The organism is Pacificoceanicola algae, from assembly GCF_049341065.1.
Lineage (GTDB): Bacteria > Pseudomonadota > Alphaproteobacteria > Rhodobacterales > Rhodobacteraceae > Pacificoceanicola.
On the sequence record NZ_JBMPIX010000002.1, the window covers coordinates 428480 to 453363 of the forward strand.

The window sequence follows — 24884 nt, forward strand, 5'->3', positions numbered from 1 at the left end:
GCGGATTTATCGGTAAAGCCTCGCTCATAGTCGCCTTTTAGTTGAGCGAGTTCCAGCCTGTTCGAAGCTCAGGTTGACGTATGGGCAATTTCCAGCCCATCGGGTCACACAGGATGCGCGGACCCCCGCCGACCCCATCTGGGGCATCCGGTCTCTGGACGCTGCGCAAAAGCCCGCCTATAAGGCGCTCATGATGTTTTGCTTCGCCATCATCATTCGAATTACATGCCCGGCGCTCTGACGATACGAGCCGCCGGGACAAGGCGTATGGACTTTCGCGCCGCCCCCACACCCTGAGTTTTCCGCAAGACCCGAAGGACGCCACAGATGTGCGCCGATACGCCTGACACCACCCTGCCCGACTACAAAGATACCCTGAACCTGCCCCAGACCGATTTCCCGATGCGCGCAGGCCTGCCCAAGCGCGAGCCCGGCTGGCTTGAGCGTTGGGAAAAGATCGGCATCTACGACCGCCTGCGCGAAAAACAGGGCCGCCCCGATTTCGTGCTGCATGACGGCCCGCCCTACGCCAACGGCCACCTGCACATCGGCCATGCGCTGAACAAGGTGCTCAAGGATTTCATCGTGCGCAGCCAGCAGATGCTGGGCCATGACGCGCGCTATATCCCCGGATGGGACTGCCACGGCCTGCCGATCGAGTGGAAGATCGAGGAACAGTACCGCCAAAAGGGCAAGAACAAGGACGAAGTCCCGGTCATCGACTTCCGTCAGGAATGCCGCAAATTCGCCGAGGGCTGGATCGACATCCAGCGCGAGGAATTCAAGCGCCTTGGCGTCACCGGCAACTGGCCCGATCCCTATCTGACGATGAATTTCCACGCCGAACGGGTGATCGCCGAGGAATTCATGACCTTCCTGATGAACGGCACGCTGTATCAAGGCTCCAAGCCGGTGATGTGGTCGCCGGTCGAAAAGACCGCATTGGCCGAAGCCGAGATCGAGTACCACGATCACAAGAGCCACACGATCTGGGTGCCGTTCCGGGTCGTCTCGGCCAGCGATTTCAATAACACCGGGGCCTGCCTCGATACCGATCTGCTGTCCGCCCGTGTGGTGATCTGGACGACGACCCCTTGGACGATTCCCTCGAACAAGGCCGTCGCCTACGGCCCCGGCATTGCCTACGGCCTCTACAAAGTCACCGGCACACCCGAAGAAAGCTGGGTCTCTGTTGGCGACACCTATGTTCTGGCAGACACGCTGGCCGCAGAAGTGCTGGGCAAAGCCCGCCTTGAAGACAGCCAATGGACCCGTGTGCGCGACGTTTCCGCCGAGGAATTGGGCGCGCTGACCCTTGCCCACCCCTTCCGGGGTATCGAGGGCGCGGACGGCTTCTGGGACTACGACGTGCCGATGATCGACGGCGAGCATGTCACCGATGATGCGGGCACCGGATTCGTGCATACCGCGCCCAGCCACGGGCAGGACGACTATGAGTGCTTTGTCGCACGCGGCTGGATGGACCAGATGACCCACAACGTCGGCGAGGACTCGGAATTTCTGCCGCATGTGCCGCTGTTCGCGGGCCTGCGGGTGTTCGACCACAAGGGCAAAGAGGGCAAGGCCAACACCGCCGTGATCGACAAGCTGGTCGAGGCCGGCGGCCTGATCGCCCGTGGCCGTATGACCCACAGCTATCCGCACAGCTGGCGCTCCAAGGCGCCGGTGATCTACCGCAACACACCGCAGTGGTTCGCCGCCATCGACCGCGAGGTTGGTGATGGTCAGGACGAGTATGGCAAGACGATCCGCCAGCGTGCCCTGACCAGCATCGACCAACTGGTGCAATGGACTCCGCAGACCGGCCGCAACCGCCTCTACTCGATGATCGAGGCGCGTCCGGACTGGGTATTGTCGCGCCAGCGCGCTTGGGGAGTGCCGCTGACCTGCTTCGTTAAGAAGGGCACCCTGCCGACGGACGAGGACTTCCTCTTGCGCAACGAAGAGGTGAACCAACGCATCGCCGAGGCGTTCGAGGCCGAAGGTGCGGACGCATGGTACAAGGATGGCGCCAAGGAACGCTTCCTTCAAGGCATCGTTGACCCCGGCGCCTACGAGCAGACCTTCGACATTCTCGATGTCTGGTTCGACTCCGGTTCGACCCATGCCTTTGTGCTGCGCGACCGGCCGGACGGCGCAAAGGACGGCATCGCCGATCTTTACCTTGAAGGCACCGACCAGCATCGCGGCTGGTTCCATTCCTCGATGTTGCAGGCCTGCGGCACCAAGGGCCGTGCGCCCTATCGCGGTGTGCTGACCCATGGCTTCACGCTGGATGCCAAGGGCAACAAGATGTCAAAGTCCTTGGGCAACACCATCGCACCCGAGGACGTCACCAAACAGTATGGTGCTGATATCCTTCGCCTTTGGGTCGCTCAGTCCGATTACACCGCCGACCTGCGGATCGGGCCGGAGATCCTGAAAGGGGTGGCGGACAGTTATCGACGGCTGCGCAACACCATGCGCTATCTGTTGGGCGCCGTAGCGCATTTTGACGACAGCCAGCGCGTCGACCCGCAGGACATGCCGGAACTGGAACGCTACATCCTGCACCGCCTTGCGGAATTGGATCACGTCGTCCGCAAAGGTTATGCCGAGTATGATTTCCAAGGTGTGTTCCAGCAGGTCTTCAACTTCTGCACGCTGGAACTGTCGGCGTTCTACTTCGACATCCGCAAGGACGCGCTCTATTGCGACGGCGATACCGCGCGCCGCCGTGCTGCCCGTACGGTCATGGATCTGCTGTTCCACCGCCTGACCACCTGGCTGGCGCCGATCCTCGTGTTCACGATGGAAGAGGTCTGGCTGGAGCGTTTCCCGGGCGATGACAGCTCGGTCCACCTGACGGACATCCCGGACACGCCGATGGACTGGCTGGATGAACCGCTTGCCGCCAAATGGCAGATGGTCCGCCGCGCGCGTCGCGCCGTCACCGCGGCCTTGGAAGTGCAGCGCACCGAGAAGGTCATCGGCGCCTCGCTCGAAGCGGCGCCTGTCGTGCATGTGCGCGATGCCGAAATGCTGGCAGCGCTGAAGTCGGTCACCTTCGAAGACATCTGCATCACTTCAGACGTCCGCCTGACCGGGGACCCGATGCCAAACGAGGCCTTCCGCATGCCGGAGGTCGAAGGCGTCGGTGTGGTCTTCGAAAAGGCAGAGGGCGAGAAGTGCCAGCGCTGCTGGAAAATCCTGCCGGACGTCGGCCAGCACGCGCACGCAGGCACCTGCAAGCGCTGTAACGAAGCCCTTGGCTAAGAGGGGCTCGTCAATTGGAAAGGGCCGCCACGCTCAGTGACGCGCTCCCATTGGTGGCCCTGACACGGAATGAGGCTGGCGCGATCTTTGCGCCAGCCTTTTGAATTTTCGAAACTTTCTGAGCTTCGAACCTTGGCGGATTTCGGGCATTCGGTCGGGAAAAATCCCGAGGCGATTGCAATGCACAACTGCATTGGAAACGCTTGGTTTCTGAGGCTCAATTCCCTGTCGGATCGGGTCCAGCAGTCATCGCCAATAGATCATGGTTGGGTCTGACGACAGGCAAAAAACCGGCAACCCGCTGAATGCCGGACAGATACACAAACAGTACCTTGGTACTTCCGCATCTGTTCATTCGTGGCGTCCAGAGCCGTAGTCCGCTGCATCATCCTGATCGCGGCACCGGCGAAATCGTTACCGTAGCTGCACGCGATAACATTAATTTCTCCGATGACGGACAGGGTATTCATCCAGATCAAACCCATCCAATTGGAAAAACTGACTATTCTGCGGCTATTGCACGTGTGACATCAGTTTGGCTGTTGAACGGTGTCCATTCAAGATTTCCGCTATAGCGCCAGGCCAGCTTGCCTTCGTCATCCATGGCAATCAAGTGAAGCCAGTTGTTGTCGAACAACGCGCGCACTCCGGGATGGCGGTCGAGGATCTCGGACATTGCCTCTCGGGGGGCTTCGACGATCACGGACAAACGCAACGGATCGTGTTGGAAGCCGTCACCATCGTGGACGGATTGCCACGGCAAACCCGGGCGCGGGGCGCCGTTGTTGCCTTCCAGAACTCCTATTCCGCCCACCACGTTGTGCAGCAGCTTGTTGCCGCCACCGAACAAATCCGGCGCAACGGTCGAACCGTAATATTGCAGACTGATCCAGCTGGCGACGACCACCGGGGCGGTCATGATCAATTCCAGAACGCCAAACCCATTATCGCGACGCCAGTCGTAGTTGTGCAGGAATGCCTGCCCTGACAGGTCCGCACCATCCGTGCGGTAGCGGGGCGCCGCAACAAAGGCACGGCATCCGGCAAGCCCCCACTCGGGACGTGTCTCGGCCCAGTCTCTTGACCGATATGGGATGGTCGCGTCGTGATTTGCGCGCGGCAAGCGTTGCGCGCGCACTGCACGCGCAAGGCGCCCGGCTTCGGCCAGCCATTTTTCCAGCTGGCTGAGCTCGTTCGGCAGCTTACCATCTGGCAAATCCTGCGCGAAAAGCGTCACCTCGTCGGTGGTCGTATGGTGCAGTGCGGGCAGGAATATCGTGTCCGAAGGAATGTCGATCCCATCTTCACGCAAACCCAGCTGCACGTCACGATCATTCAGCAAACCTGCAATAAGCCGAGCATTCACGTCCCCCGCGTATCCGCCGCAAGCGCCGCATTGCAACGCGCTTTCATGCGGATTGTTGGTGACGTCGGCACCGTGGCCCGCCAGCAGGACAATCGGCGCGAAGTTATCCGTAAGCGACATGGCGGTCAGCACCGATTTGGCCATGCCAACACGCGTGATCAGGTCGATCGCCGGATCAAGTTGGGGCGCTGGATCGACCTTTGCCTTACCGCCAAATCCCAGAGAGTCCCGCACGAGTTTGCCTGCATAAAGCGGACCCGTCGCCTCTACGAAAGCGAAAGAAGACACAGCTGCCAGCTTGAACCGGCCCCAGGCGCGCTTGGCCCGTGCCGTGTAACGGCGGTTGAGATCGGCCTTCTCCGGCTCGCCCGCCTGTGAGGTCACACCGGCATTCAGCAGCACCGGACCGCGCAGTTCGGTCACGTCCGATCCGGCGGCTTTGTGCGCGCTGGCCAGCCCGAAGAACCCGGCAAAACCGATTGTCTCGATGGTTTGGTCCTGCGCTTCCAGCGCGCGGCGGAACACTTCGGAGCGGACATCAATACAAAAGGCCGCCTGTATTTCCGGGCGCCCCTTGGCCTCGCGCGGCTTGCCCCCCGCCAGCCTGTCCGCCAGAGTGCGCTGCGCCGCCCTTTCTGCCGCGTCCTGAAGCACAGCGTCGATGATATGATCCCGTGACGCCGTCACAGGGGCCTCGTGGGCCTCGACGGTCTTGGCCCAACGCGCTGCGATCTGATCTTGGTAGAGGTCGAACAGCGCTTCGTCGAAAACCATGCGGATCGCCAGTAACTCGGTCACTGTGTTGTTCTGTTCGCCCTCCAATTCGGCCTGCCACAACAGGTAGCGCGCGTATTGCGCCCAGCCGCCCAGCGTCATGAGCCACCGGTGGAACGCGGTCGGCGCCGCGCTGGCGGTCACACCAAGTTTTTCAGAAACGCGGCCGATCGCGCGCCAATGCGACCGGTTGGTTGCAGCAACAAACGAACAAAAGCCCTTGAGGCCAAGGATCTCGGGCGTCAGATCGCGCGAGGCGAAATCCCGCCACGCGCTGAAGGCGCCGCCCGTCTTGGCCTGCTGCCAGAGCGCCTGCCCTTGGTCGAAATGACTGGCGGCCCATGCCCCTATGCGATCTTCGATCACCCCGGGCCAGTCAATGCCGGAAAAATCCGCGGCCAGCTCGGCCACGGTCGGAAGGGCTTTGGGCTCCGGGGCATCTTTCTTCAGGGCGGCTTTAATGTCCTGAAGGGTCGGCACATTGAGCTGCCCTTCAAGCGCAGACAAGGCATCCAGCACGTCCGCTTCGATAATTCCACCGGCGTCCAGCTTCGCGGCCCAATGCGCACGTGGCGGCATTATCCGGGCACCTCCAACCCGCGCCAGACGCGCGGCGGTCAGCGCCATATGCTCGTCGGTCTGGCCGAGGAACGGGTTTACCGCGACACTCGCAGACAGCGGAAACAGCGGCGGGATGGCCTTGGCGGCGTTGTTGGCCTCGTTGACAAGCTCCAACAGGGCGGCGGGATAGGACTCGAGTTTTGCAAACATGAGATGTGTTCCTTTCAGGCTGTTGTGCGCTTGGACCATCCGTCCAGAAGCTTGTCGAAGATCGCGTTGGCATAAAGACCGTTGGTCAGGTGGACGCGCAGACCGGCCGCCGCCGGGTGCGATGTCCACAGCGGGAAGGTCGCCTGAGCCACTGCGACACAGCCAAAGCTTGCAAGAGCGAGGATGATAAGCGCCCACTCCAAGGGCCCGGGGCTTGGGGTCGGAGGCAGGCTGCCCGCCGTGAGGGACAGCGCAACGACCTGAAGCGCGAAATAGCTCACCGAGGTCATTACGGCATAGATTGCAGTGCGCTGCATCAGCTCTCGTGGTGCGGCATCGGCAAAGCCCTGCGCCAGCAGATAGGCCACGCCAAAGATCAGGATCACACCCAAGGCGATCGCCTGGATCGATTTTTCATCGAAGCCCAGAATGACACCGACCACACCGTAGATCGTGATGGCGACAGCGAAGGCCTGCACCACGTTGCGCGCGCTTGGCACTGCGATCGGCCCGGGACGGTGGATCGCCGCGACGTTGCGCACAGCCTCGCCGGAGCTGAGAAAGGCGTGCGCCTTGTACAGTGAGTGCGCCACGATGTGCAGCAATGCCAGCGGGAACAGGGCCAAGCCGCATTGCATGATCATGAAGGCCATCTGCGCGATGGTCGACCATGCCAACGATGTCTTCACCGCAGGCTGGGTGAGCATAACCAGGCCGCCGAACAGTGCGGTAAACCCTCCGAGCATGACGAGGACAGCCATGACGCCCGGAGCAAGCAGCATCACATCCGCGAACCGGATCAAGAGAAACCCGCCCGCATTGATCACACCCGCATGCAACAGTGCCGATACGGGCGTGGGGGCCTCCATCACTTCGGTCAACCAGCCATGCACCGGGAATTGCGCCGATGCCAGCACGGCCGAAACGGCGATCAGCAGGGCCGCGATGATCGTCATCCAGTTGGCCTCGGCCATTGCAAGGATGGTCTCGATGTCTGCGGTCCCGGTTTCCGCGATCAGCAGGACGACAGCTCCTGCCAGTGCGAGTTCACTCAGCCGCGCCACTATGGCTTTCTTACGGGCCGCACGGCGCGCCGTGACGCGTTCGGGGTAGAACAGGAGCAGGCGGTTCAGAGACAGGCTTGTGAACGTCCATGCCGCGAAAAGCTGGAAGAGATTGCCGGACATGACAAGCAGCAGGACGGCGGCCAGCGTTGCAGCCATCCAGCTGGTAAAGGCACCCTGCCGGACCTCTCCATCCATGTAGGTCTTGGAATAGCGCAACACGAGCCAGCCGATAAAACTGACCAGCACCAGCATCACCGTGCTCACTGCGTCGAGCCTGACGGACAGGCCAAGGCCAGAGACCCCGATCAGCGGCGAGGTGCCGGGCCCTTGCACAACAAGCAGCGTTGCGGCCAGCGCAGCGATCACAAAGGCAACGAAGGCCGCCGCCTCGGTCAGTTTTGGAACGACTCCGGGGCGTTTGCCCGGATGGCGCGCCGCATAGAGTGCCGCAGCAAGCAGGACGATGGGACTGACAAGGGGCAACAAGAGATAAGCCATGAACAGAATCCTTCAGTTTTCGCGGCCAAGAAGCTTTCGCGAACAACTAGGGCAGTCGATCTGTCATGAAAAATTCATTGTTCTTACGTTATCGTTTTAATAAATAGAACGATATGCCGCTGAACTATCATCACCTCCGATATTTTTGGGCCGTTGCGCACGACGGAAACCTGACGCGCACAGCGCAGCGTCTGAATCTGTCACAGTCGGCCCTGTCGGTTCAGATCAAACAATTGGAAGAACGTCTTGGCCACGCGCTTTTCGAACGGCGTGGGCGGCAGCTTCATCTGACCGAGGCCGGACGCATTGCGCTGGACCACGCGGATGCGATTTTCTCGACCGGGCAGGAGCTTGTTGCGACCCTGACCGGCGCTGTCCAAAATCGCAAGGCGCTCCGCGTGGGGGCGCTCGCGACATTGTCTCGCAACTTCCAGATCGGCTTTCTGAGACCGATGCTGTCACGCATGGATGTTGAAGTGATCCTGCGCTCGGGCAGTCCGGCTGAATTGCTTGACGGCTTGGAAACGCTCAATCTCGACGTGGTGCTCATGAACCGCCCACCACCAAACGACAGCCTCACCCCCTACGAAACGCACCAGATCGGCGAGCAGGATGTCAGCATCGTCGGGACTCCTGAGCGGCTTGACCCAGATCGCCCGATCCGGGAACTTCTCGTTGAACAACCGTTTATCCTGCCGACGACGGACAGCAGCGTACGCACCGCTTTTGACGCCATGGCCAGCCGGTTTTCGGTGCGCCCGCAAATCGCCGCCGAAGTGGATGACATGGCCATGCTGCGCCTATTGGCCCGTGAGGATATCGGGCTGGCTCTTGTCGCCCCGATCGTCGTCAAAGACGAATTGGCTTCCGGTCGGCTCACCGAGGCCAAGGACCACCCTCGGATCAAGGAAACCTTTTTCGCCATTACGCTTCGGCGCCGGTTCCCAAATCCCTTGGTTCAGGATCTTCTCGAAAGGAGCACCGGGTCCGCACTTCTGGCTTGAATCTGCTGCAAGACAGTCACGCCCCAGCGCCCTTGGTGAATATTGTTGTCGGCATCTGCGGTCCCCTGATTTCAGAACCGCGCCGCACTGGTCATTTCCCAGAGCTGCCTTTCCCGCCTCCTCGTGGCACGAAAGCGCGACAGGTCGAGTTTGATCCGGACCTAAGCCGCGTCAGGAAACTTCTGAGCCCCTCGCGTCGGTGGGCCGCGGCGCTGGCACGTCTGGGCACCAGCGCCTCGGTCAGCCCACCGCCCCAGAGGGCATCGTCAAACCGCAACAGATCACTCTCGACTTGCAAGAAGTCCGCGATCTCATCGATGCCGAATGTCGCGCCGAAGACAAAGGCGTCCGCGCCGCTGCCGCCGGTCATGGTGTAATCGCCCACTTTGACGACGCCAGCCCCACCGGAATTGATGGTCGCAGTATCGTCTCCCGCAAGAGCAATGGCTTCGACATACTCGGTGCCGGTCACCAGAAATTTCTCCGCCGCATTGAGCCGAACGGAAGCCGTCCAAGCAGAGCCGAGAGTCACGTCGTGCAAGTCGCCGGAATGGGAGACAATGTATCTGATCTCGGTCGAAGTGAGATCGAAATTGGAATTTGCGCCGAGTTTCAGATACGCGATACGCTGACCGACCTCGCCCTCGGCCGATTTACGATGACTATTCTGGCGGCTCGTGTATCGAGGAATGCCTGTACCGAGAGGCGCTAAAGCGGAACGTCAAGAGGTATGGGCGCAGGTGAAGCCGCTTGGCAAAAAATCAAGCCGGGAGCGCTTGCCTTTGGGCAGGCAAAAAGCCCGCGTGTCGTGGGAAATCAACATTTTCCATGACAAGACACTTTGGCCAAGTGACCAACAGGACAGCGCATCCGGTGATCTTTTCACGCTTGATCGTCGCGGCGAGTGTTCCGATCGTTGCGGTCAGGTGCTTTTGACCGGGTTTCGACACTTCGACGGCGATATCGACCGATGCATCGCTTGGCAGACCTTTCCCGATCAGATCATGCGCAAGCCGTTCGGCATGACGCACTCCCATATAAAAGGCGGTCGTCGTGCCCGGCCCGGAATGGCGCGTGCTGTCGGGCGCCGGATCGCTTGCGCAGCCAGTTCCCGTGGCGAGGACAAGCACGTCAGCCACGTTGCGCTCTGTCAGGCTGCGGCCAAGCATGGCACCGGCGGCAGAGACAGCGGTGACACCGGGCACAAGCTCAACCGCGATGCCTGCCTCGTTGGCGGCGTCTATTTCTTCGGTTGCGCGCCCGAAAATGCCAGGATCGCCGGATTTCAGCCGGACGACGCGCTTGCCCTTGCAGGCTTCGGTGACGATCATGCGGTTGATGCGGTCTTGTGGCCAAGTATGCGCGCCCACGTGTTTACCGACAAAGACCCGTTCGGCGTCGGGCCGCGCCAGATCCAGCACCTCTTCATCCACGAGGCGATCGTAGAAGATCACATCGGCTTTTTGCAGCCGCTCGACCGCGCGCAGCGTCAGCAGATCCCGCGCGCCCGGGCCAGCGCCGACGAGGCAGATATGCCCAGTCGAAGCCGGCTTGGGCGGGGGGCTGGCTTTGATCCCAGCCCGGGCCGTACGGATGAACATCGGAAATGCTTTCATGAGAAGTCTCCTTTCAGGCGGCATGGCACGTATCGCGGTGGGTCCAGGCGCTTTGGGCTTGTCCGGCGGCGTCGGCCGCGCCAAGTGTATCGAGCGCCAGCCTTGCTGTGCCGATGACGATGTCGGTTTCAAAGCTGGTGGGACAGTTGCCGCGCAAGACATCCGGCAATCTCAAGTCATCGCCATTTGCCAAGCGTCGGGTTTCATCGCGGGTGGCGGGAAAGGTCTGCTCCCACGGCTGGCCATTGCGCAGGCCAAAGGCGGCGATATCCTTGGCTGGGTTGCGCTCGAACTCGCCGCCCGCGCCTTTGATGACGCTCAACGCATTCCAGCCCAGCAAGGCAGCGGCATCAACTTGCAGCAACCGGTATGAGGGGTGAAACACCCCCTGCACACTGGCCCGCGCACCCGCGGGGTTGAGCATCCGGCAGACGGTATTGACGCAGGACCGCAGACCAAGAACCTCGCGCAGGCTCAGGAGGCGAAACAGCCCCGGGTTCAGCGACTCCAGCGGCACATAGGCGATGCCATCGCGGTCCAGAAGCCCGGCCGCCGCGTCGGGGGTGTCGGCGACGGCGATGCCTGCCTCGGCAAGGCCGCGGCGCACCTGAGCGTCGGTCCCGTTCCAACCGTGCAACAGCACTCGATAACCGGATTGCGCCACCAGCCGGGCCGAGAGCAGGAACCAAGGCTGCCCGCGCGTGCGCCCGGCGGCATAGCTCGGCCAGTCCAGATCGACTTCGGGCATCTTCGGGCCTGCTTGCGCCGCTGCCTGAGCAAAACCCGCGATTTCCTCGGCGGTTTCGCCCTTCATGCGCAGCAACATCAGCAACGCACCAACCGCTTCGGGTGCCGCCGTGCCCGACAGCATGAGGTGCATGGCCACCTGTGCCTCGGACAGTGTGAGACTGCGGGAACGCCCCTGCCCCCGGCCCAGTATTCGGACATGCTCGGACAGGGTCATTCTGCGGCTTCCCTTGGGACGAGGCTGTGCAAAAGATCAGCAATTTCCGGACGGCACGAGCCGCAATTCGTCCCCGCACCGAGGATGTCACCGATGGCCTCCACGTTCAAAGCGCCCTGCGTCTCAACCGCCCTGATGATAGAGTTGACGCCGACACCAAAGCACGAACACAAGATCGGGCCGGGGTTGGGCACTTCGGCGCCCGGTCTGCCGGTGAGGATATCGGGGCTGGTGGTCCCGGGCAACGTGGCAAGGTAATCGCGCATAACCGCCACCGGTCTTGACGCGACGAACAAGGCGCCCTCAACGACACCGTCCTGTTGCAGGACGACCCGCGCCGTGCCGCGCGCCGCGTCGATGATCGTGGCGGCACAGGCATCCGGCGTGGAAAACAGTCTGCGGGCCTCGGCCTCCCAGTCTTCGACCGGCAGGACGCCCGCGAATTCCGCGCGATAGCCTTGGGCTGTGCGCGCCTGTGCCCAATAATCCGATTGCAACGCCATCTTGTTGACCGACACGGCAAAGCCGTACCACTTGGCGTCAAAGCGGCTGACTGCGACCACGCTGGCCTTGCTTTCCGGCTGCCCCGAGATCGGGTCCGTCTCGGCCGCCACAAGCGCGTCGATTCGCGCACAAGGGGCGGTTTCGCCGGTCCAGTGCATCGGCGCAAAGACTTGCCCGGGCTGCATCGCATCGGTGATGCGGGCGCGCAGGATGGCCCTTCCGGTCGGGCTTGTCACGCGCACCAGATCGGCTGCCCCGATCTCCAGTCTTTCGGCATCAACAGGGTGAAGTTCCACGAACGGTTCGGCCAGATGCGCCGACAGACGCGGCGAGAGCGCGGTGCGGGTCATTGTGTGCCACTGGTCGCGCAGACGTCCGGTATTGAGCCGGAACGGGTACCGGCGCCTCGTCTTTGATGCCGGGGGGCGCCACGCGACAGGAAGCAGCCGCGCCTTGCCATCGGTATGATAGAACGCCCCGTCGCCAAAGAACCGCCCTCCGCTGCGTGCCGCGTTGATCGGCCAGCGCTGCGGCTCGAACCTGGTGTAGGCGCTGTCGTCAAGGTCTTTCAGCCCGGAGATGTCGAAATCCCGCCCAAATTGCGCAGCCACTTCGGACAGGGCGGCGTATTCGCGAAAAATCTCAGCGGGGGTGCTGTAGTCAAAGGCATGGGCAAAACCCATGCGGCGCCCGACCTCGGCCAGAATGTCCCAATCGGGCCGCGCCTCGCCCGGCGCTGGCAGCACGCTGCGCTGGCGGCTGATGGTCCGGTCCGAGTTGGTCACCGTGCCGTCCTTTTCGGCCCACGCGGTCGCAGGCAGGAGAACGTCGGCAAGGCGCGCGGTGTCGGTCTGCGCGGTGATGTCACTGACAACCGTAAAGTCACAGCCGGCAATGGCATCGCGCACCCCATCGGCCTCGGGCATCGAAACGGCAGGGTTGGTGTGGATGATCCACAGCGCCTTGATCTTGCCTTCGCCAACCGCGCGGAACATGTCGACGGCCTTCAGTCCCGGGGCATCCGGCACATGCGGGGCCTCCCAGAATGTGCGCACGGCGCTGCGATGGTCGGCGTTTTCCAGATCAAGGTGACAGGCCAGCATGTTGGCCAGCCCGCCCACCTCGCGCCCGCCCATGGCGTTGGGTTGGCCTGTGACGGACAGCGGCCCCATGCCCTGCTTGCCGATCCTGCCCGTCGCCACATGGCAGTTCAGGATCGCGTTGACCTTGTCACTTCCGGAGGTGGATTGGTTCACGCCCTGCGAATAGATCGTCACCACCCGCTCGGTGCGCATCCACAAATCGCAAAACGCCGAAATCTCGGCTTCGGTCAGCCCCGTTTCGGCGCTGTTGTCATTTTGCGCTGCCTGAAGTGCCTCGTCGAAGCCGTGCGTGTTCCGCAGGTATTCGGCGTCCAGCGCTCCGCCTTTGTAAAGCGTTGCAAACAGTCGGTTGAACAGCGCGACATCCGATCCGGGCTGAAGCGCGAGGTGCATGTCGGCGCGGTCGCAGCTGGCCGTGCGGCGCGGATCGATCACGACGATCCGCGTGCCACGCGCCTTTCGGGCGGCAAGAACACGTTGATACAGGACCGGATGGCACCATGCCAGGTTCGAGCCGACAAGCACCACAAGATCAGCCTCGTCAAGATCCTCATAGGTGCCCGGAACTGTGTCCGTGCCAAAGGCGCGTTTGTGCCCGGCGACGCTGGACGCCATGCAGAGCCGCGAATTGGTGTCGATATTGGCGGACCCGATAAAGCCCTTCATCAGCTTGTTGGCGACGTAGTAATCCTCGGTCAGCATCTGGCCGGAAACATAAAAGGCGACGCTGTCCGGCCCGTGCTGTGCGATCGTGTCGCTGAACCGGTCCGCGACGCCTTGCAGCGCTTCGCCCCAGTCTGTCTCGCGCCCGTCTACGCGCGGGGCAAGCAGCCGCTCTTCCAAGCCGACGGTCTCTCCCAAGGCCGTGCCTTTGGAGCATAGACGCCCGAAATTGGCCGGGTGATCGGGGTCGCCGCGCACCTCCAGACCGCCGGCAGCATCCGCGCGCAGAAGCACGCCGCAGCCGACCCCGCAATATGGGCAGGTCGAGCGTGTCCAGGGGCCGTCCATCACGCGGCACTCCGGCCCGACAGGCCCGCCCCGTCGATCAGCACGCGGCCCGCCTGAACGCGCAAAGCGTAGGTTGCGATCTGGCCATCTTCGCCCCGTGCCTGTCCGGTGTTGAGATCAAACACCCAGTTGTGCAGTGGGCAGGTGACGGACTGGCCATGCACGATCCCTTCGGACAGCGGACCGCCCTTGTGCGGGCAGCTGTCTGCGGCGGCAAAAACTTCGTCCTCATCCGTGCGGAAGACGGCGATACAGCCCATGGCGGTTTTCAGTTTGCGCGCCCCGCGCAGGGGAATGTCCTCGATGGCACAAATGTCGATCCAGCTCATTCGGCGGCCTCCAATGTCAGATCAGCCAGCGGCTGGAAGGCTTGCGCCTTTTTCGCGTGCTCGGCCCATGGGTCTTTGCGATAGATCGACTGGCTGAGTTCGAAGGCTTCGATCAACCGGGCCCGTTCGTCCGCGTCGGCAAGACGGTCCTTGACCCAGTCCAGCCCAACCTTGGCGACCCATTTGTAGGGCCTGTCCAGATACTTGGCGTTCTCGCGGTACAGCTGGACAAACGCCGTGGTCCATTCGATCGCCTCATCCTCGGTGGTCACGTCCACCAGACGCTCGGTTTCCTTCAGGTCCATGCCAGCGGCCCCCGCGACACCCACCTGATAACCGCTGTCGACGCAGATGATGCCGACATCCTTGCAGGTCGCCTCGGCGCAATTGCGCGGGCAGCCCGAGACCGCCAGCTTGACCTTGTGCGGCGTCCAGCTGCCCCAAAGGATCTGTTCCAGCTTGATCCCCAGCCCTGTGCTGTCCTGTGTGCCAAAGCGGCAATGATCGGTGCCGACACAGGTTTTGACCGTGCGCAGGCCCTTGGAATAGGCATGGCCTGACACCAGCCCGGCGCGATTCAAATCGGCCCAGATATGCGGCAGATCCTCGCATTTGACGCCAAGCAGGTCGATGCGCTGACCGCCGGTCACCTTGACGGTCGGAACGTTGTATTTGTCGGCGGCATCGGCGATGGCGCGCAATTCGGCCGGGTTTGTGATGCCGCCCCACATGCGCGGCACAACGGAAAACGTGCCGTCCTTCTGGATGTTTGCGTGCTTGCGTTCGTTGACGAAGCGGCTTTGCGGGTCGTCCCGATATTCCAGCGGCCAATCCGCCAGCAAATAGAAATTCACCGCGGGGCGGCAGACATGACAGCCGTTGGGGGTTTTCCACCCCAGTTCCTGCCAGACGGCGTTCTGGGATTTGAGTTCTTGCGACTTGATCAGACGGCGCACATCCTCATGGGTCAGTTCACAACAGCCGCAAATGGGCTGCGCTGTGGGCATCTGGAACGCATCACCCAGCGTGACCTGCAAGAGCTGTTCAACCAACCCGGTGCAGGTGCCGCAGGACGCGCTGGCCTTGGTCTGTGCCCGGACGGCGCCAAGATCGGTCGCGCCGCCAGCGATGGCCTCAACGATGGTGCTTTTGCAAATGCCGTTGCAGCCGCAAACCTCCGCCTCAGGCGGCAATGCTGCAACGGCTGAGAGAGGGTCCGCTGAGGCACCTCCCTGAAAACCCGGGCCGAAGATCAGCGTCTCGCGCATCTCATCGATGTCGGTGCCGTCCTTGATCAGGCCGAAGAACCAGTTGCCGTCAGCTGTATCGCCATACATCACCGCTCCGACCAGCCGGTCGCCCTCGATCACCAGCCGCTTGTAGACGCCGCGCGACGGATCGCGGAAAACGATGTCCTCGCGCCCCTCTGCCTCGGCAAAATCGCCTGCGCTGAACAGATCGCAACCGGTGACTTTCAGCTTGGTGGCTGTGTCCTTCGCGACAAAGGCATCGGCCTCACCCAGCAGGGTTCTGGCCAGCACCTTGGCTTGATCGTAAAGCGGTGCCACCAGCCCGAAAAGCTGGCCATCGAATTCGAGGCATTCGCCTACGGCGAAGATATCCGGGTCGCTGGTCTGCAGCTGCGCGCCCACTTCGATCCCGCGGGCGACGTCCAGCCCGGCATCGGTGGCCAGCCGTGTTTCCGGGCGAATGCCCACCGCCATGACGACGAGGTCCGCCCCCAGCGTTTCGTCGCCTTCCAGCAACACCGCTTCGACCCTGTCTTGGCCAAGGATCGCCTTGGTCGAGGCTTGCGTCTTGATCGTGATGCCGCGCTTTTCAAGATCGCGTCGCAGCAGGTAGCCAGCGGCCTCGTCGAGCTGCCGTTCCATCAAATGACCCATCAGGTGCAGCACGGTGACCTCCATGCCGCGTTCGGCCAGACCGGCCGCCGCTTCAAGGCCCAGCAGACCACCGCCGATCACCACGGCCTTGCCACCTTTTCCAGCGGCTTCGATCATCGCGTTGGTGTCATCCAGATCGCGGTAGGTGATCACGCCAGGCAGATCCTTGCCGGGGACCGGGATGATAAATGGGGCAGATCCGGTGGCGATCACCAGCTTGTCGTAGGGAACCGGCCCGTTCTGGCCTTCGACCATCTTTTTGTCCCGGTCGATGCGCACCACATGTTCACCAAAACGGCAGGTGACACCGTGTTCGGCGTACCAGCTGTCGTCGTGGGTGACGATGTCCTCATAGGTCTTTTCCCCGGACAGCACCGGCGACAGCATGATGCGATTGTAGTTGCCGCGCGGTTCAGCGTTGAACAGCGTGATGTGATAGGCGTCCGGCGCCGTCTCGACCAGGTGTTCGATCACCCGGCCCGAAGCCATGCCGGCCCCGATAATGACAAGTCTCTGCGTCATGGTCTTACTCCGCTGCCAGTGGCTTTGGGGGCGTGGGGCGTGTTTTGGGTGTCGCCCCGTGTTCGTATTCTTCCAGGAAATCGAGGACTTCCTGGCGGTAGGCATAGTAATCGGGATGCTCCAGCAGCGCCTTGCGGGTGCGGGGGCGGGGCAGATCGACCTTGGTGATCTTGCCGATTGTGGCTTGCGGGCCGTTGGTCATCATCACCACGCGGTCGGCCAGCAGGATCGCCTCGTCCACGTCATGGGTGACGCAGATCGCGGTAACCTTTGTGCGCGACCAGACCTCCATCAGGACTTCCTGCAATTCCCAGCGCGTCAGGCTGTCGAGCATGCCAAAAGGCTCATCAAGCAGCAGCAGCTTGGGCGATAACGCAAAAGCCCGCGCGATCCCGACGCGCTGCTGCATGCCGTTCGACATATCGCAGGCGGGCTTGTTCATGGCGTCGGCCAGCCCGACCCGTTCGAGGTAGTAGTCCACCACGTCCTGCCGCTCGGCCTGACTGGCCTTGGGATAGACCTTGTCCACACCGATGGCGCAGTTCTCGCGGGCGGACAGCCACGGAAACAGGTTGGGCGACTGAAAGACCACGGCGCGTTCAGGATCGGCCCCTTGCACGTGGCGCCCGTCCAGCTTGATCGCGCCCTTGGAGATCGCGTTCAGCCCAGCCGCCATGGTCAGTACGGTGGATTTACCACATCCCGAATGGCCGATCAGCGAGATGAATTCGCCACGGTCGACCTTGAGATCGAAATCCTCGACCACGGTCAGCGGCCCCTTGGGGGTGGGATAGATTTTGTGCAACTGCGAAAAGTCGAGAAAGCGGTCGTCGATAAGCCCTTGCTGCGCTTCCTTCACGGCGGCGGGGACGCCGTGGATCGGGGTCACTTGCGGCAGCGTGCGGCTGCCTTCGACGCGCGCCTCGATGCCCACATCCATCAGGTATTTGGTGACATCCGCGCGCAGCCGTTTGAAAGCGTCATTGCTGTTCATCTCCATCCGGTCGCGCGGGCGCGGGATCGTGACCTTGAACTCCTGCCCTAGTGTGCCATCTGGGTTCAGCGCGATGATCCGGTCGGCGAGGATGATCGCCTCGTCCACATCGTTGGTGATCAGAACGCAGGTTTTCTTGTCCGCGTCCCAGATATGTTCGATCTCGTCAGCGAGGTTGGCGCGGGTCAGCGCATCCAGCGCCGAAAGCGGCTCGTCCAGCAGCAGCACTTCGGGGTTCATGGCCAGCGCACGGGCGACGTTCACCCGCTGGCGCATCCCCCCCGACAGCTCGGCCGGGCGACGGGTGGCGGCGTGGCTCAGCCCCACCATGTCCACGTAATGCGCAACCTTCTCGGACTTGTCGGTTTTGGACAGGCCGGGAAACACCGTATCGACCGCCAGCGCGACATTGCCGTTCACCGTCAGCCAAGGCATCAGGCTGTAACTTTGAAAGATCACGCCGCGTTCAGGGCCGGGTCCGGTGACAGGCGCCCCCTTGAAGGTGACACGCCCCTTGGTCGGGCTTTCAAGCCCGGCCATCAGGTTGATCAGCGTGGTCTTGCCGGTGCCCGAAAAGCCCAGCAGGACCAGAAACTCGCCCTCCTGCACATCAAGGTCGATGTCTTTCAAAACGTGGCTGGCGTGCAGGCCGGTGCCAAAGCTCTGGCTCACGTTTTCCAGTTTGAGAATGCTCATGCCGCTCACCGATTATTCGTGAAGGTAAAGAGCGATTGCAGGGCATACATCACGCGGTCCAGAAGGAAGCCGATGATGCCGATGGTCAGCACCGCCACCATGATCTTGGCGAGCGAGGACGAAGAGCCGTTCTGAAACTCGTCCCAGACGAATTTGCCAAGCCCGGGGTTCTGCGCCAGCATCTCGGCGGCGATCAACACCATCCAGCCGACCCCAAGCGACAGGCGCAGCCCGGTGAAGATCAGCGGCAAGGCGGATGGCAGGACCAGCTTGGTGATCTTGGTCCGGGTGTTCATCTTGAGCACCTTGGAGACGTTGATCAGATCCTTGTCGATCGAGGCGACGCCGAGGGACGTATTGATCAGCGTGGGCCACAGCGAACAAAGGGTTACGGTCACCGCCGAGATCACAAAGCTTTTGGGAAACAGCCCGTCGTTCGAAGTCGCCAGCGCCGAGACGATCATCGTCACGATCGGCAGCCAGGCCAGCGGCGAGACTGGTTTGAAGATCTGGATCAGCGGGTTCAGCGCGGCATTTGCGGTGGGCGACAGGCCCGCCGCGATGCCAAGCGGCACGGCGACAACGGTGGCGATCACGAAGCCGAAGAACACCGTCTGGATCGATGTCCAGATTTGCTGGTAATAGGTCGGAGCACCGGTATAGGCGCGCTCCATCGGTTCCTTGCCCTGTGCAACGCGACGTTCATTGAGCTGCGCGACCTTGGCGTCGAACTCAGCCTTGCTTTGCGCCTTGTCCTGCGCGTCCTGATGCAGATTGAGCGCCTCTTCCCAAACCTGACCGGGCCCCGGAACGGCCCCGAGCGAGGTCTGCACCTTGGGGGCCAAAACGCCCCACAACAGCAGAAAGGCGCAGATCGCCAGGATCGGCACGGCCAGAAGCCGCCATATCTCTTTCATCTGCGCCTTTGGATTGTCACCGGCGACGGCCCTGAGGATCGGCGTCAACCAACTCAGCCCAAGAACCTGGAACCATTTGTCAGCGGCGTTGATGCGGGTGAACAGCCGTGCGCGCCGCGCTTCGCGGTCGGCCGTTTCGGAAAAATTGGGATCGACGGTTGTCATGGGGCTGGTCCTTTTCGGATCACATGGGAGTGGAAGCTGCGATCTTGGACGGGCGCCTGATCGGGGGGCGCCCGTCCAACAGGCGCTTAGCCTTCGACCTCGGTTCCGACGACCCGCTGCGCGCCTTTCAGGCCAATCGGCAGGCTTTCAAGATAGGCGTTGGGCGCGCGGCCATCGTAGGGAATGCCGTCGATGATATCGGCTGCTGGCGTCGGCTCTTTGTAGCCGTCGCTGTCCCATGGGAAGTCTGTCTCGTTGGCCAGCCCTTCATCGACCAGCAGTCGCGCCGCCTCGAGGTAGATCCCGGGCTTGTAGACGCTGCGCGCCACTTCGTCATACCAGCCGTCGGTCTTTGGTTCGGCGATTTGGCCCCAGCGGCGCATTTGCGTCAGGTACCAGATGGCATCCGAATAGAAGGGATACGTCGCGTTGTGGCGGAAAAAGACGTTGAAATCGGGAATGTCGCGCTTGTCGCCTTTTTCAAACTCGAAGAAACCGGTCATCGAGTTGGCGATCACTTCTTGATCCGCACCGACATACTCGGGACGGCTCAGGATCTCGACGGCTTCGGGACGATTTTCGTTGTCGTTTTCATCCAGCCAGATGGCCGCGCGGATCAGCGCCTTGGTCACGGCCAGCGTGGTGTTGGGGTATTGCTCGGCAAATTCGGCGGTGATGCCGAACACCTTTTCGGGGTTGTTCTTCCACAGTTGGTAGTCGGTGATCACTGGCACGCCAATGCCCTTGAATACTGCCTGTTGGTTCCATGGCTCGCCCACGCAATAGCCGTTGATTGTCCCGGCTTCGAGCGTCGCGGGCATTTGCGGCGGCGGCGTCACGCTGAGGAAGACATCGGCGTCGATCTGGCCGCTGACGTTTTCCGGGCTGTAATATCCGGGGTTCAAACCACCCGCCGCCAGCCAATAGCGCAGCTCGTAATTGTGGGTCGAAACAGGGAAAACCATGCCCATGTTGAAGGGCTTGCCCTCGGCTCTGAATTCTTCGACGACAGGTGCCAGCGCCGCGGCCGAAATCGGATGTTGCGGGCGTCCATCGTCCATCTTGGGAATATGCGGCAGCATCCTTTCCCAAACCTCGTTGGACACGGTGATCCCATTGCCATTCAGGTCCATCGAGAAGGGCGTGATGATATGCGCCTCGGTCCCGAACCCGATCGTCGCGGCCAGCGGTTGACCGGCCAGCATATGCGCACCGTCCAGTTGGCCGCCGATCACACCGTCCAGCAGCACCTTCCAGTTGGCCTGCGCCTCAAGGGTAACGAACAGCCCTTCGTCAAGGAAATAACCATTTTCATAGGCCACGGCGAGCGGAGCCATGTCGGTCAGTTTGATAAACCCGAAGGTCAACTCGTCCTTTTCAAGGTCAAGCAACTCAGCAAAGGCGGGGCTGACCAAGGCGGTTGTGGCAGTCAGGCCAAGAAGGAATTTTTTCATCGTCTGTCCTTTCGATGCGCCCGAACCGGGGAGGAAGCAGCAGGGCGAGAAACGCAAAAAGGCCGATCACTGACCACCGAGGATATCGGCGGAAAGCGAGCGGCCTTGCTCAGGATTTCCCTGTCAGTGGGAAGGAATTCGGTTCGACCTACGCCATTGCAAGTCGATGCACCTAGTATGCCGCAACGCAGCGTCGCGAGGCAAAAGAAAATGCTTCAGTGCAGAAAACAACCTTTGGTCGCGCACGGGTCTGCCTAGAAAATGATCACTCGTCAGGCGATGGATCAAAAACTTGGCCGTCGAAAAACGAATCCGACAACAACGTCAGTTCTCCATGTGCGGAAGCAACCGGCGCGGAATGACGAATCGAGCCCTCGACCTTTTCAGAGGCGCCGGGAAAATCGCAGCCAGTCACAGAAAGGTGTCTGCGGTATAGATCCGAGCGAAACACATGCGCGACGTGATCTTGGGCGTTGGCTCCATGTGCATCAGCCAGACGGCTGGCAATCCATTTTGCCTGACTGCGCCATGGGAAGGTCGCGGCGCCGTCGTGGAATTCGACAAACTGGGGAACATGGCGTTGCTCCCCCCGGCTGGAGACCGTGAGGTTCCCCGACAGGGCGCGGTCGATCAGCTCGGGCGAGACATCAAGATAGGTTTTGCGAGACAAAAGCTCACCCGCGGCGGTCCGGCTTTCCGACCGGCACAGCCAGCGTCCGGCCTGCCAGACGGCGCGCATAAGCCGTCCCAGAAGATCCGGTTCGGTTTCGGCCCAGTCAGTCCGCACTGCGAGCACTTTCTCAGGGGCGAATTCCCAGATCGCCTTTCCCGGCAGCAAAAGCGCCCCGGATCCCTGATCAACCGCCACCGATCCCCATGGCTCCCCGACGCAAAACGCGTCGATATCCCCTGCCGCCAAAGCCTTTGCCATCAAGGGCGGCGGAACCGTTCTGATCTCGATCCCGTCAACGCCCAATGCGGTATGTGCGCCCCAGTAGCGCAAAAGTTCGACATGCATGGAAAACGGGAAGGGAACGCCAAAAGTCAGCGGTTCCGAGCAGACCTGCGCCAAAGCCTCTGCTGCGGCACCGGGATCGGTGAAATCGAACCCGTAACCGATGGACCGCAGCCGCGCTTCAAGCTCGGCGCCTACACCAATGACGTTGCCATTCACCGAGAGGACCGAAACCGCCGAGATTGGCGTGGTGACGCCGCCAAGGCCCATTGCCATGGCGACAGGCACCGGCGACAGAAGGTGCGCCGCATCGACCCGGCCGAAGGCCAGCATGTCCCGCACCGAAGACCAGGACGGGGCAGCGATCAGTTCAAGCGCAATGCCCTCTGCTTCGGCAAAGCCCATTTCCTGCGCAATGATCAGCGGCGCTGCATCGACAAGCGGCATGTAAGCAACCGGTAGGGTAACCGTCTTCATCCCAACAGCCTCGATGCGGTGACGAGCGCCTCGGCGACATCCGCGACCCTGCGGCCCTGATCCATCGCCGTCTTGCGCAGCAGCGCATAGGCCGCGTCCTCGTTGATCCCCTTGGCTTTCATCAGTAGGCCCTTGGCGCGGTCGATGACCTTGCGCTCTTCCAGAGCGCGCCGGGTTTCCGCCAGTTCGGTGCGCATCTGGCGCACCATGCTGAACCGGGCAATTGCCGTATCCATGATCGGCTTGATCCGCTCCGGGGACAGCCCGTCGACGACATAGGCCGAAACGCCTGCTTCAATCGCAGTCTGCGCGAACCCTCCGGCAGCGCCGGAAACGAACATCGCGACAGGCCGCTCCAACGGACCGGAGGCAAGGGTCAGCTCTTCCATCATGTCGCGCGTCGGATTGTCGATGTCGATCAGCACGATGTCGGGCGCTTGGGCTGCGATCTTTCGCGCCAGGCCAATGTAGTTTCCGATCACGAATACATCGCATTCGCCGGTCTCTTTCAGAGCATCGACGATCCCGATCGCCCGGTCGCGATCTTCTTCCACTACAACGACTGTCAGCCGATCTTTCATGAGGTTTGACTGTACCCCGGAAATCAAATGCGCAATGGAGCGACCCGCATTTTCTGATTGTAGCTGCAAGACTGCAGGCTTGATCCAGCCCGCCGCCTAAAAATTGAGCATACGGTGGGCCTGTTCTAAGGAAAGTCTTCTGCCCTTCCACGATTTCATCGACCTCGCGTAGCCATTGGCCACCAGCCCCCGACTTTGCCGCCTTTGCCGCAAGGCTACACAGCCGATACTTCGGCCCGCAACGCGGGTCGGCCAACCGCATGCCGCAAAGTGTGTCCAAAAGTGCCCAGTCGGACTGCCAAGCCGTATTATGCTACTAGGTTGTGGTTTCGAGATGACCGGGTTTCTATGCTCGGCAGTGCGCAAACGGTGCATCGCGGTGGCCGCCGCATCGAAGGTCCGCACGGCGATTTGAAACGCCCCTTGTGGACGGACTCGCCGGATGCTCATGCGTCGTTCCACCGGCTTTGTATTCTCAGGTAGGAAATCGCAAATCTGTTTTGCGATGTCATCCAATTCTTGCAAAGCTTGGCGCAACAACTGGAGGTCATCGACATGGTCATGCAACAACGCGATTGGGTTCCCGCGCAAAGTGAAACCCTGGTGCAAAAGATCGCCAGCCAGGTCGCGGGGCAGTCCTCTGAGGCGTTGATCCGCCGGATCCAATCGCTTGCTGACCGCAATCGCGAGATCCACGAGAGGGAATGCTTCAATCTCAACCCGGCCACAAACGTGATGAACCCGAAGGCCGAGGCGTTGCTTGCGTCGGGCATCGGGTCGCGGCCGTCGCTGGGCTATCCCGGTGACAAGTATGAGATGGGGCTGGAGGCGATCGAGGAAATCGAGATCATCGCCGCCGAACTCTGCGCCGAGGTCTTCGACGCAAGGTTTGCGGAAATCCGAGTGCCCTCTGGCGCGTTGGCAAACCTTTATGGCTTCATGGCCACATGCAAGTCGGGCGATACGATCATCGCGCCTCCGGCATCTATTGGCGGACATGTGACCCACCATGCGGCGGGATGCGCGGGCCTCTTCGGCCTGAGAACGCTGAGCGCCCCGGTGCATGCCGATGGCTACACCATAGATCTGGACGGCTTGCGCCAGCTTGCCCTCAAGGAGCGCCCGAAACTGATCACCATCGGCGGTAGTCTTAACCTGTTCGAGCATCCCGTCGCCGCAATCCGGTCAATCGCCGACGAGATTGGCACCAAGGTGATGTTCGATGCGGCGCACCAGTGCGGGATCATCGCCGGCAAGGCTTGGTCCAATCCGCTGACCGAGGGAGCGCATTTCATGACGATGAGCACGTACAAGAGCCTCGGCGGCCCGGCAGGCGGCCTGATCGTCACAAATGATGCCGACATGGCGCGGGCGCTCGACACCATTGCATTTCCCGGAATGACGGCGAATTTCGACGCCGCCAAATCCGCCGCCCTTGCCGTGACGATGCTGGACTGGCGCGACTTCGGCAAAGATTACGCTGCCGAGATGATCCGGATGGCCCGCACGCTGGCCGAAGCTCTGGACGCAAGGGGCGTGCCGGTGTTCTCCGGGTCCCGAGGGTTCACGACCTCGCATCAATTCGCCATACCGGCAGCGCAATGGGGCGGTGGTCAGGCCGCGTCCCGCCTGCTGCGCAAGGCCGGTTTCCTTGCCTGTGGCATCGGTCTGCCGATTGTGGAGGTAGACGGAGACATGAATGGCCTGCGCCTCGGCACGCCCGAACTCGTCCGCTGGGGAATGACATCGGGCGACGCGGACAGGCTCGCGGCTCTGATAAAGAGCGGCTTGGCGGGCGAGGATGTTGCGTCACAGGTTGCGGAGTGGCGGCAGAGTTTCTCGCAGCTGTGTTTCATGCACTGAGGGTTGAAGGGGGCGTATCTGCAGTGCGCCTGCTGACGCTGGCCCCGTTTCGAACCGTCCGGGGCAAGAAGGC

The 24884-nt window shown here is 61.8% G+C and carries 16 protein-coding genes; 3 read left to right on the forward strand and 13 right to left on the reverse strand.

What is annotated here, in order from left to right; all coding sequences use genetic code 11:
- Window positions 1-327: 327 nt before the first annotated feature.
- On the forward strand, window positions 328-3276 hold the full coding sequence (gene ileS, locus ACOYQJ_RS04635) for an isoleucine--tRNA ligase (RefSeq protein WP_422904828.1): 2949 nt from the start codon (window positions 328-330) through the stop codon (window positions 3274-3276).
- A 502-nt stretch (window positions 3277-3778) separates the two neighbouring features.
- Here ileS and ACOYQJ_RS04640 read toward each other — a convergent pair.
- Complete coding sequence (locus ACOYQJ_RS04640; RefSeq protein ID WP_422904829.1) at window positions 3779-6187, reverse strand: YbcC family protein; 2409 nt, start codon at window positions 6185-6187, stop codon at window positions 3779-3781.
- A 14-nt stretch (window positions 6188-6201) separates the two neighbouring features.
- Window positions 6202-7752, reverse strand: a complete 1551-nt coding sequence (locus tag ACOYQJ_RS04645; RefSeq protein ID WP_422904830.1) for a proton-conducting transporter transmembrane domain-containing protein — start codon at window positions 7750-7752, stop codon at window positions 6202-6204.
- 113 nt (window positions 7753-7865) lie between these two features.
- Between ACOYQJ_RS04645 and ACOYQJ_RS04650 the strand changes: the two genes are divergently transcribed.
- On the forward strand, window positions 7866-8756 hold the full coding sequence (locus ACOYQJ_RS04650; RefSeq protein WP_422904831.1) for a LysR family transcriptional regulator: 891 nt from the start codon (window positions 7866-7868) through the stop codon (window positions 8754-8756).
- A gap of 91 nt (window positions 8757-8847) precedes the next feature.
- Here ACOYQJ_RS04650 and ACOYQJ_RS04655 read toward each other — a convergent pair whose 3' ends face one another.
- The 11 genes from ACOYQJ_RS04655 to ACOYQJ_RS04705 form a co-directional block, all read right to left on the reverse strand.
- Window positions 8848-9228, reverse strand: a complete 381-nt coding sequence (locus ACOYQJ_RS04655; RefSeq protein ID WP_422904832.1) for a calcium-binding protein — start codon at window positions 9226-9228, stop codon at window positions 8848-8850.
- Between the two features lie 289 nt (window positions 9229-9517).
- On the reverse strand, window positions 9518-10372 hold the full coding sequence (gene cobA / locus ACOYQJ_RS04660) for a uroporphyrinogen-III C-methyltransferase (RefSeq protein ID WP_422904833.1): 855 nt from the start codon (window positions 10370-10372) through the stop codon (window positions 9518-9520).
- Window positions 10373-10385: 13 nt separating this feature from the next.
- Window positions 10386-11336: a glycosyl transferase family protein gene (locus ACOYQJ_RS04665; RefSeq protein WP_422904834.1), complete on the reverse strand. Its 951-nt coding sequence runs from the start codon at window positions 11334-11336 to the stop codon at window positions 10386-10388.
- Window positions 11333-13954 carry a molybdopterin-dependent oxidoreductase gene (locus ACOYQJ_RS04670; protein WP_422904886.1) on the reverse strand — a complete coding sequence of 874 codons (2622 nt, stop codon included), beginning with the start codon at window positions 13952-13954 and terminating at the stop codon, window positions 11333-11335. Before ACOYQJ_RS04670 ends, ACOYQJ_RS04665 begins: the two co-directional genes overlap by 4 nt.
- Window positions 13954-14283, reverse strand: coding sequence for a nitrite reductase small subunit NirD (gene nirD, locus ACOYQJ_RS04675; protein WP_422904835.1), 330 nt, complete (start codon window positions 14281-14283; stop codon window positions 13954-13956). The genes ACOYQJ_RS04670 and nirD overlap by 1 nt, the downstream gene beginning before the upstream one ends.
- A complete protein-coding gene (gene nirB, locus ACOYQJ_RS04680) occupies window positions 14280-16709 on the reverse strand; it encodes a nitrite reductase large subunit NirB (protein ID WP_422904836.1) in 2430 nt (809 codons plus the stop codon). Before nirB ends, nirD begins: the two co-directional genes overlap by 4 nt.
- 4 nt (window positions 16710-16713) lie before the next feature.
- Window positions 16714-18399, reverse strand: coding sequence for an ABC transporter ATP-binding protein (locus ACOYQJ_RS04685; protein ID WP_422904837.1), 1686 nt, complete (start codon window positions 18397-18399; stop codon window positions 16714-16716).
- Between the two features lie 5 nt (window positions 18400-18404).
- Window positions 18405-19481 (reverse strand): ABC transporter permease, encoded by a 1077-nt coding sequence (locus tag ACOYQJ_RS04690; protein ID WP_422904838.1) that lies wholly within the window; start codon window positions 19479-19481, stop codon window positions 18405-18407.
- A gap of 86 nt (window positions 19482-19567) precedes the next feature.
- Window positions 19568-20935 carry a CmpA/NrtA family ABC transporter substrate-binding protein gene (locus ACOYQJ_RS04695; protein WP_422904839.1) on the reverse strand — a complete coding sequence of 456 codons (1368 nt, stop codon included), beginning with the start codon at window positions 20933-20935 and terminating at the stop codon, window positions 19568-19570.
- Between the two features lie 265 nt (window positions 20936-21200).
- Window positions 21201-22367 carry an ABC transporter substrate-binding protein gene (locus ACOYQJ_RS04700; RefSeq protein ID WP_422904840.1) on the reverse strand — a complete coding sequence of 389 codons (1167 nt, stop codon included), beginning with the start codon at window positions 22365-22367 and terminating at the stop codon, window positions 21201-21203.
- Window positions 22364-22948, reverse strand: coding sequence for an ANTAR domain-containing response regulator (locus tag ACOYQJ_RS04705; RefSeq protein ID WP_422904841.1), 585 nt, complete (start codon window positions 22946-22948; stop codon window positions 22364-22366). The genes ACOYQJ_RS04700 and ACOYQJ_RS04705 overlap by 4 nt, the downstream gene beginning before the upstream one ends.
- A gap of 555 nt (window positions 22949-23503) precedes the next feature.
- Here ACOYQJ_RS04705 and glyA point away from each other — a divergent pair.
- Window positions 23504-24811, forward strand: coding sequence for a serine hydroxymethyltransferase (gene glyA, locus ACOYQJ_RS04710; RefSeq protein ID WP_422904842.1), 1308 nt, complete (start codon window positions 23504-23506; stop codon window positions 24809-24811).
- Window positions 24812-24884 lie beyond the last annotated feature (73 nt).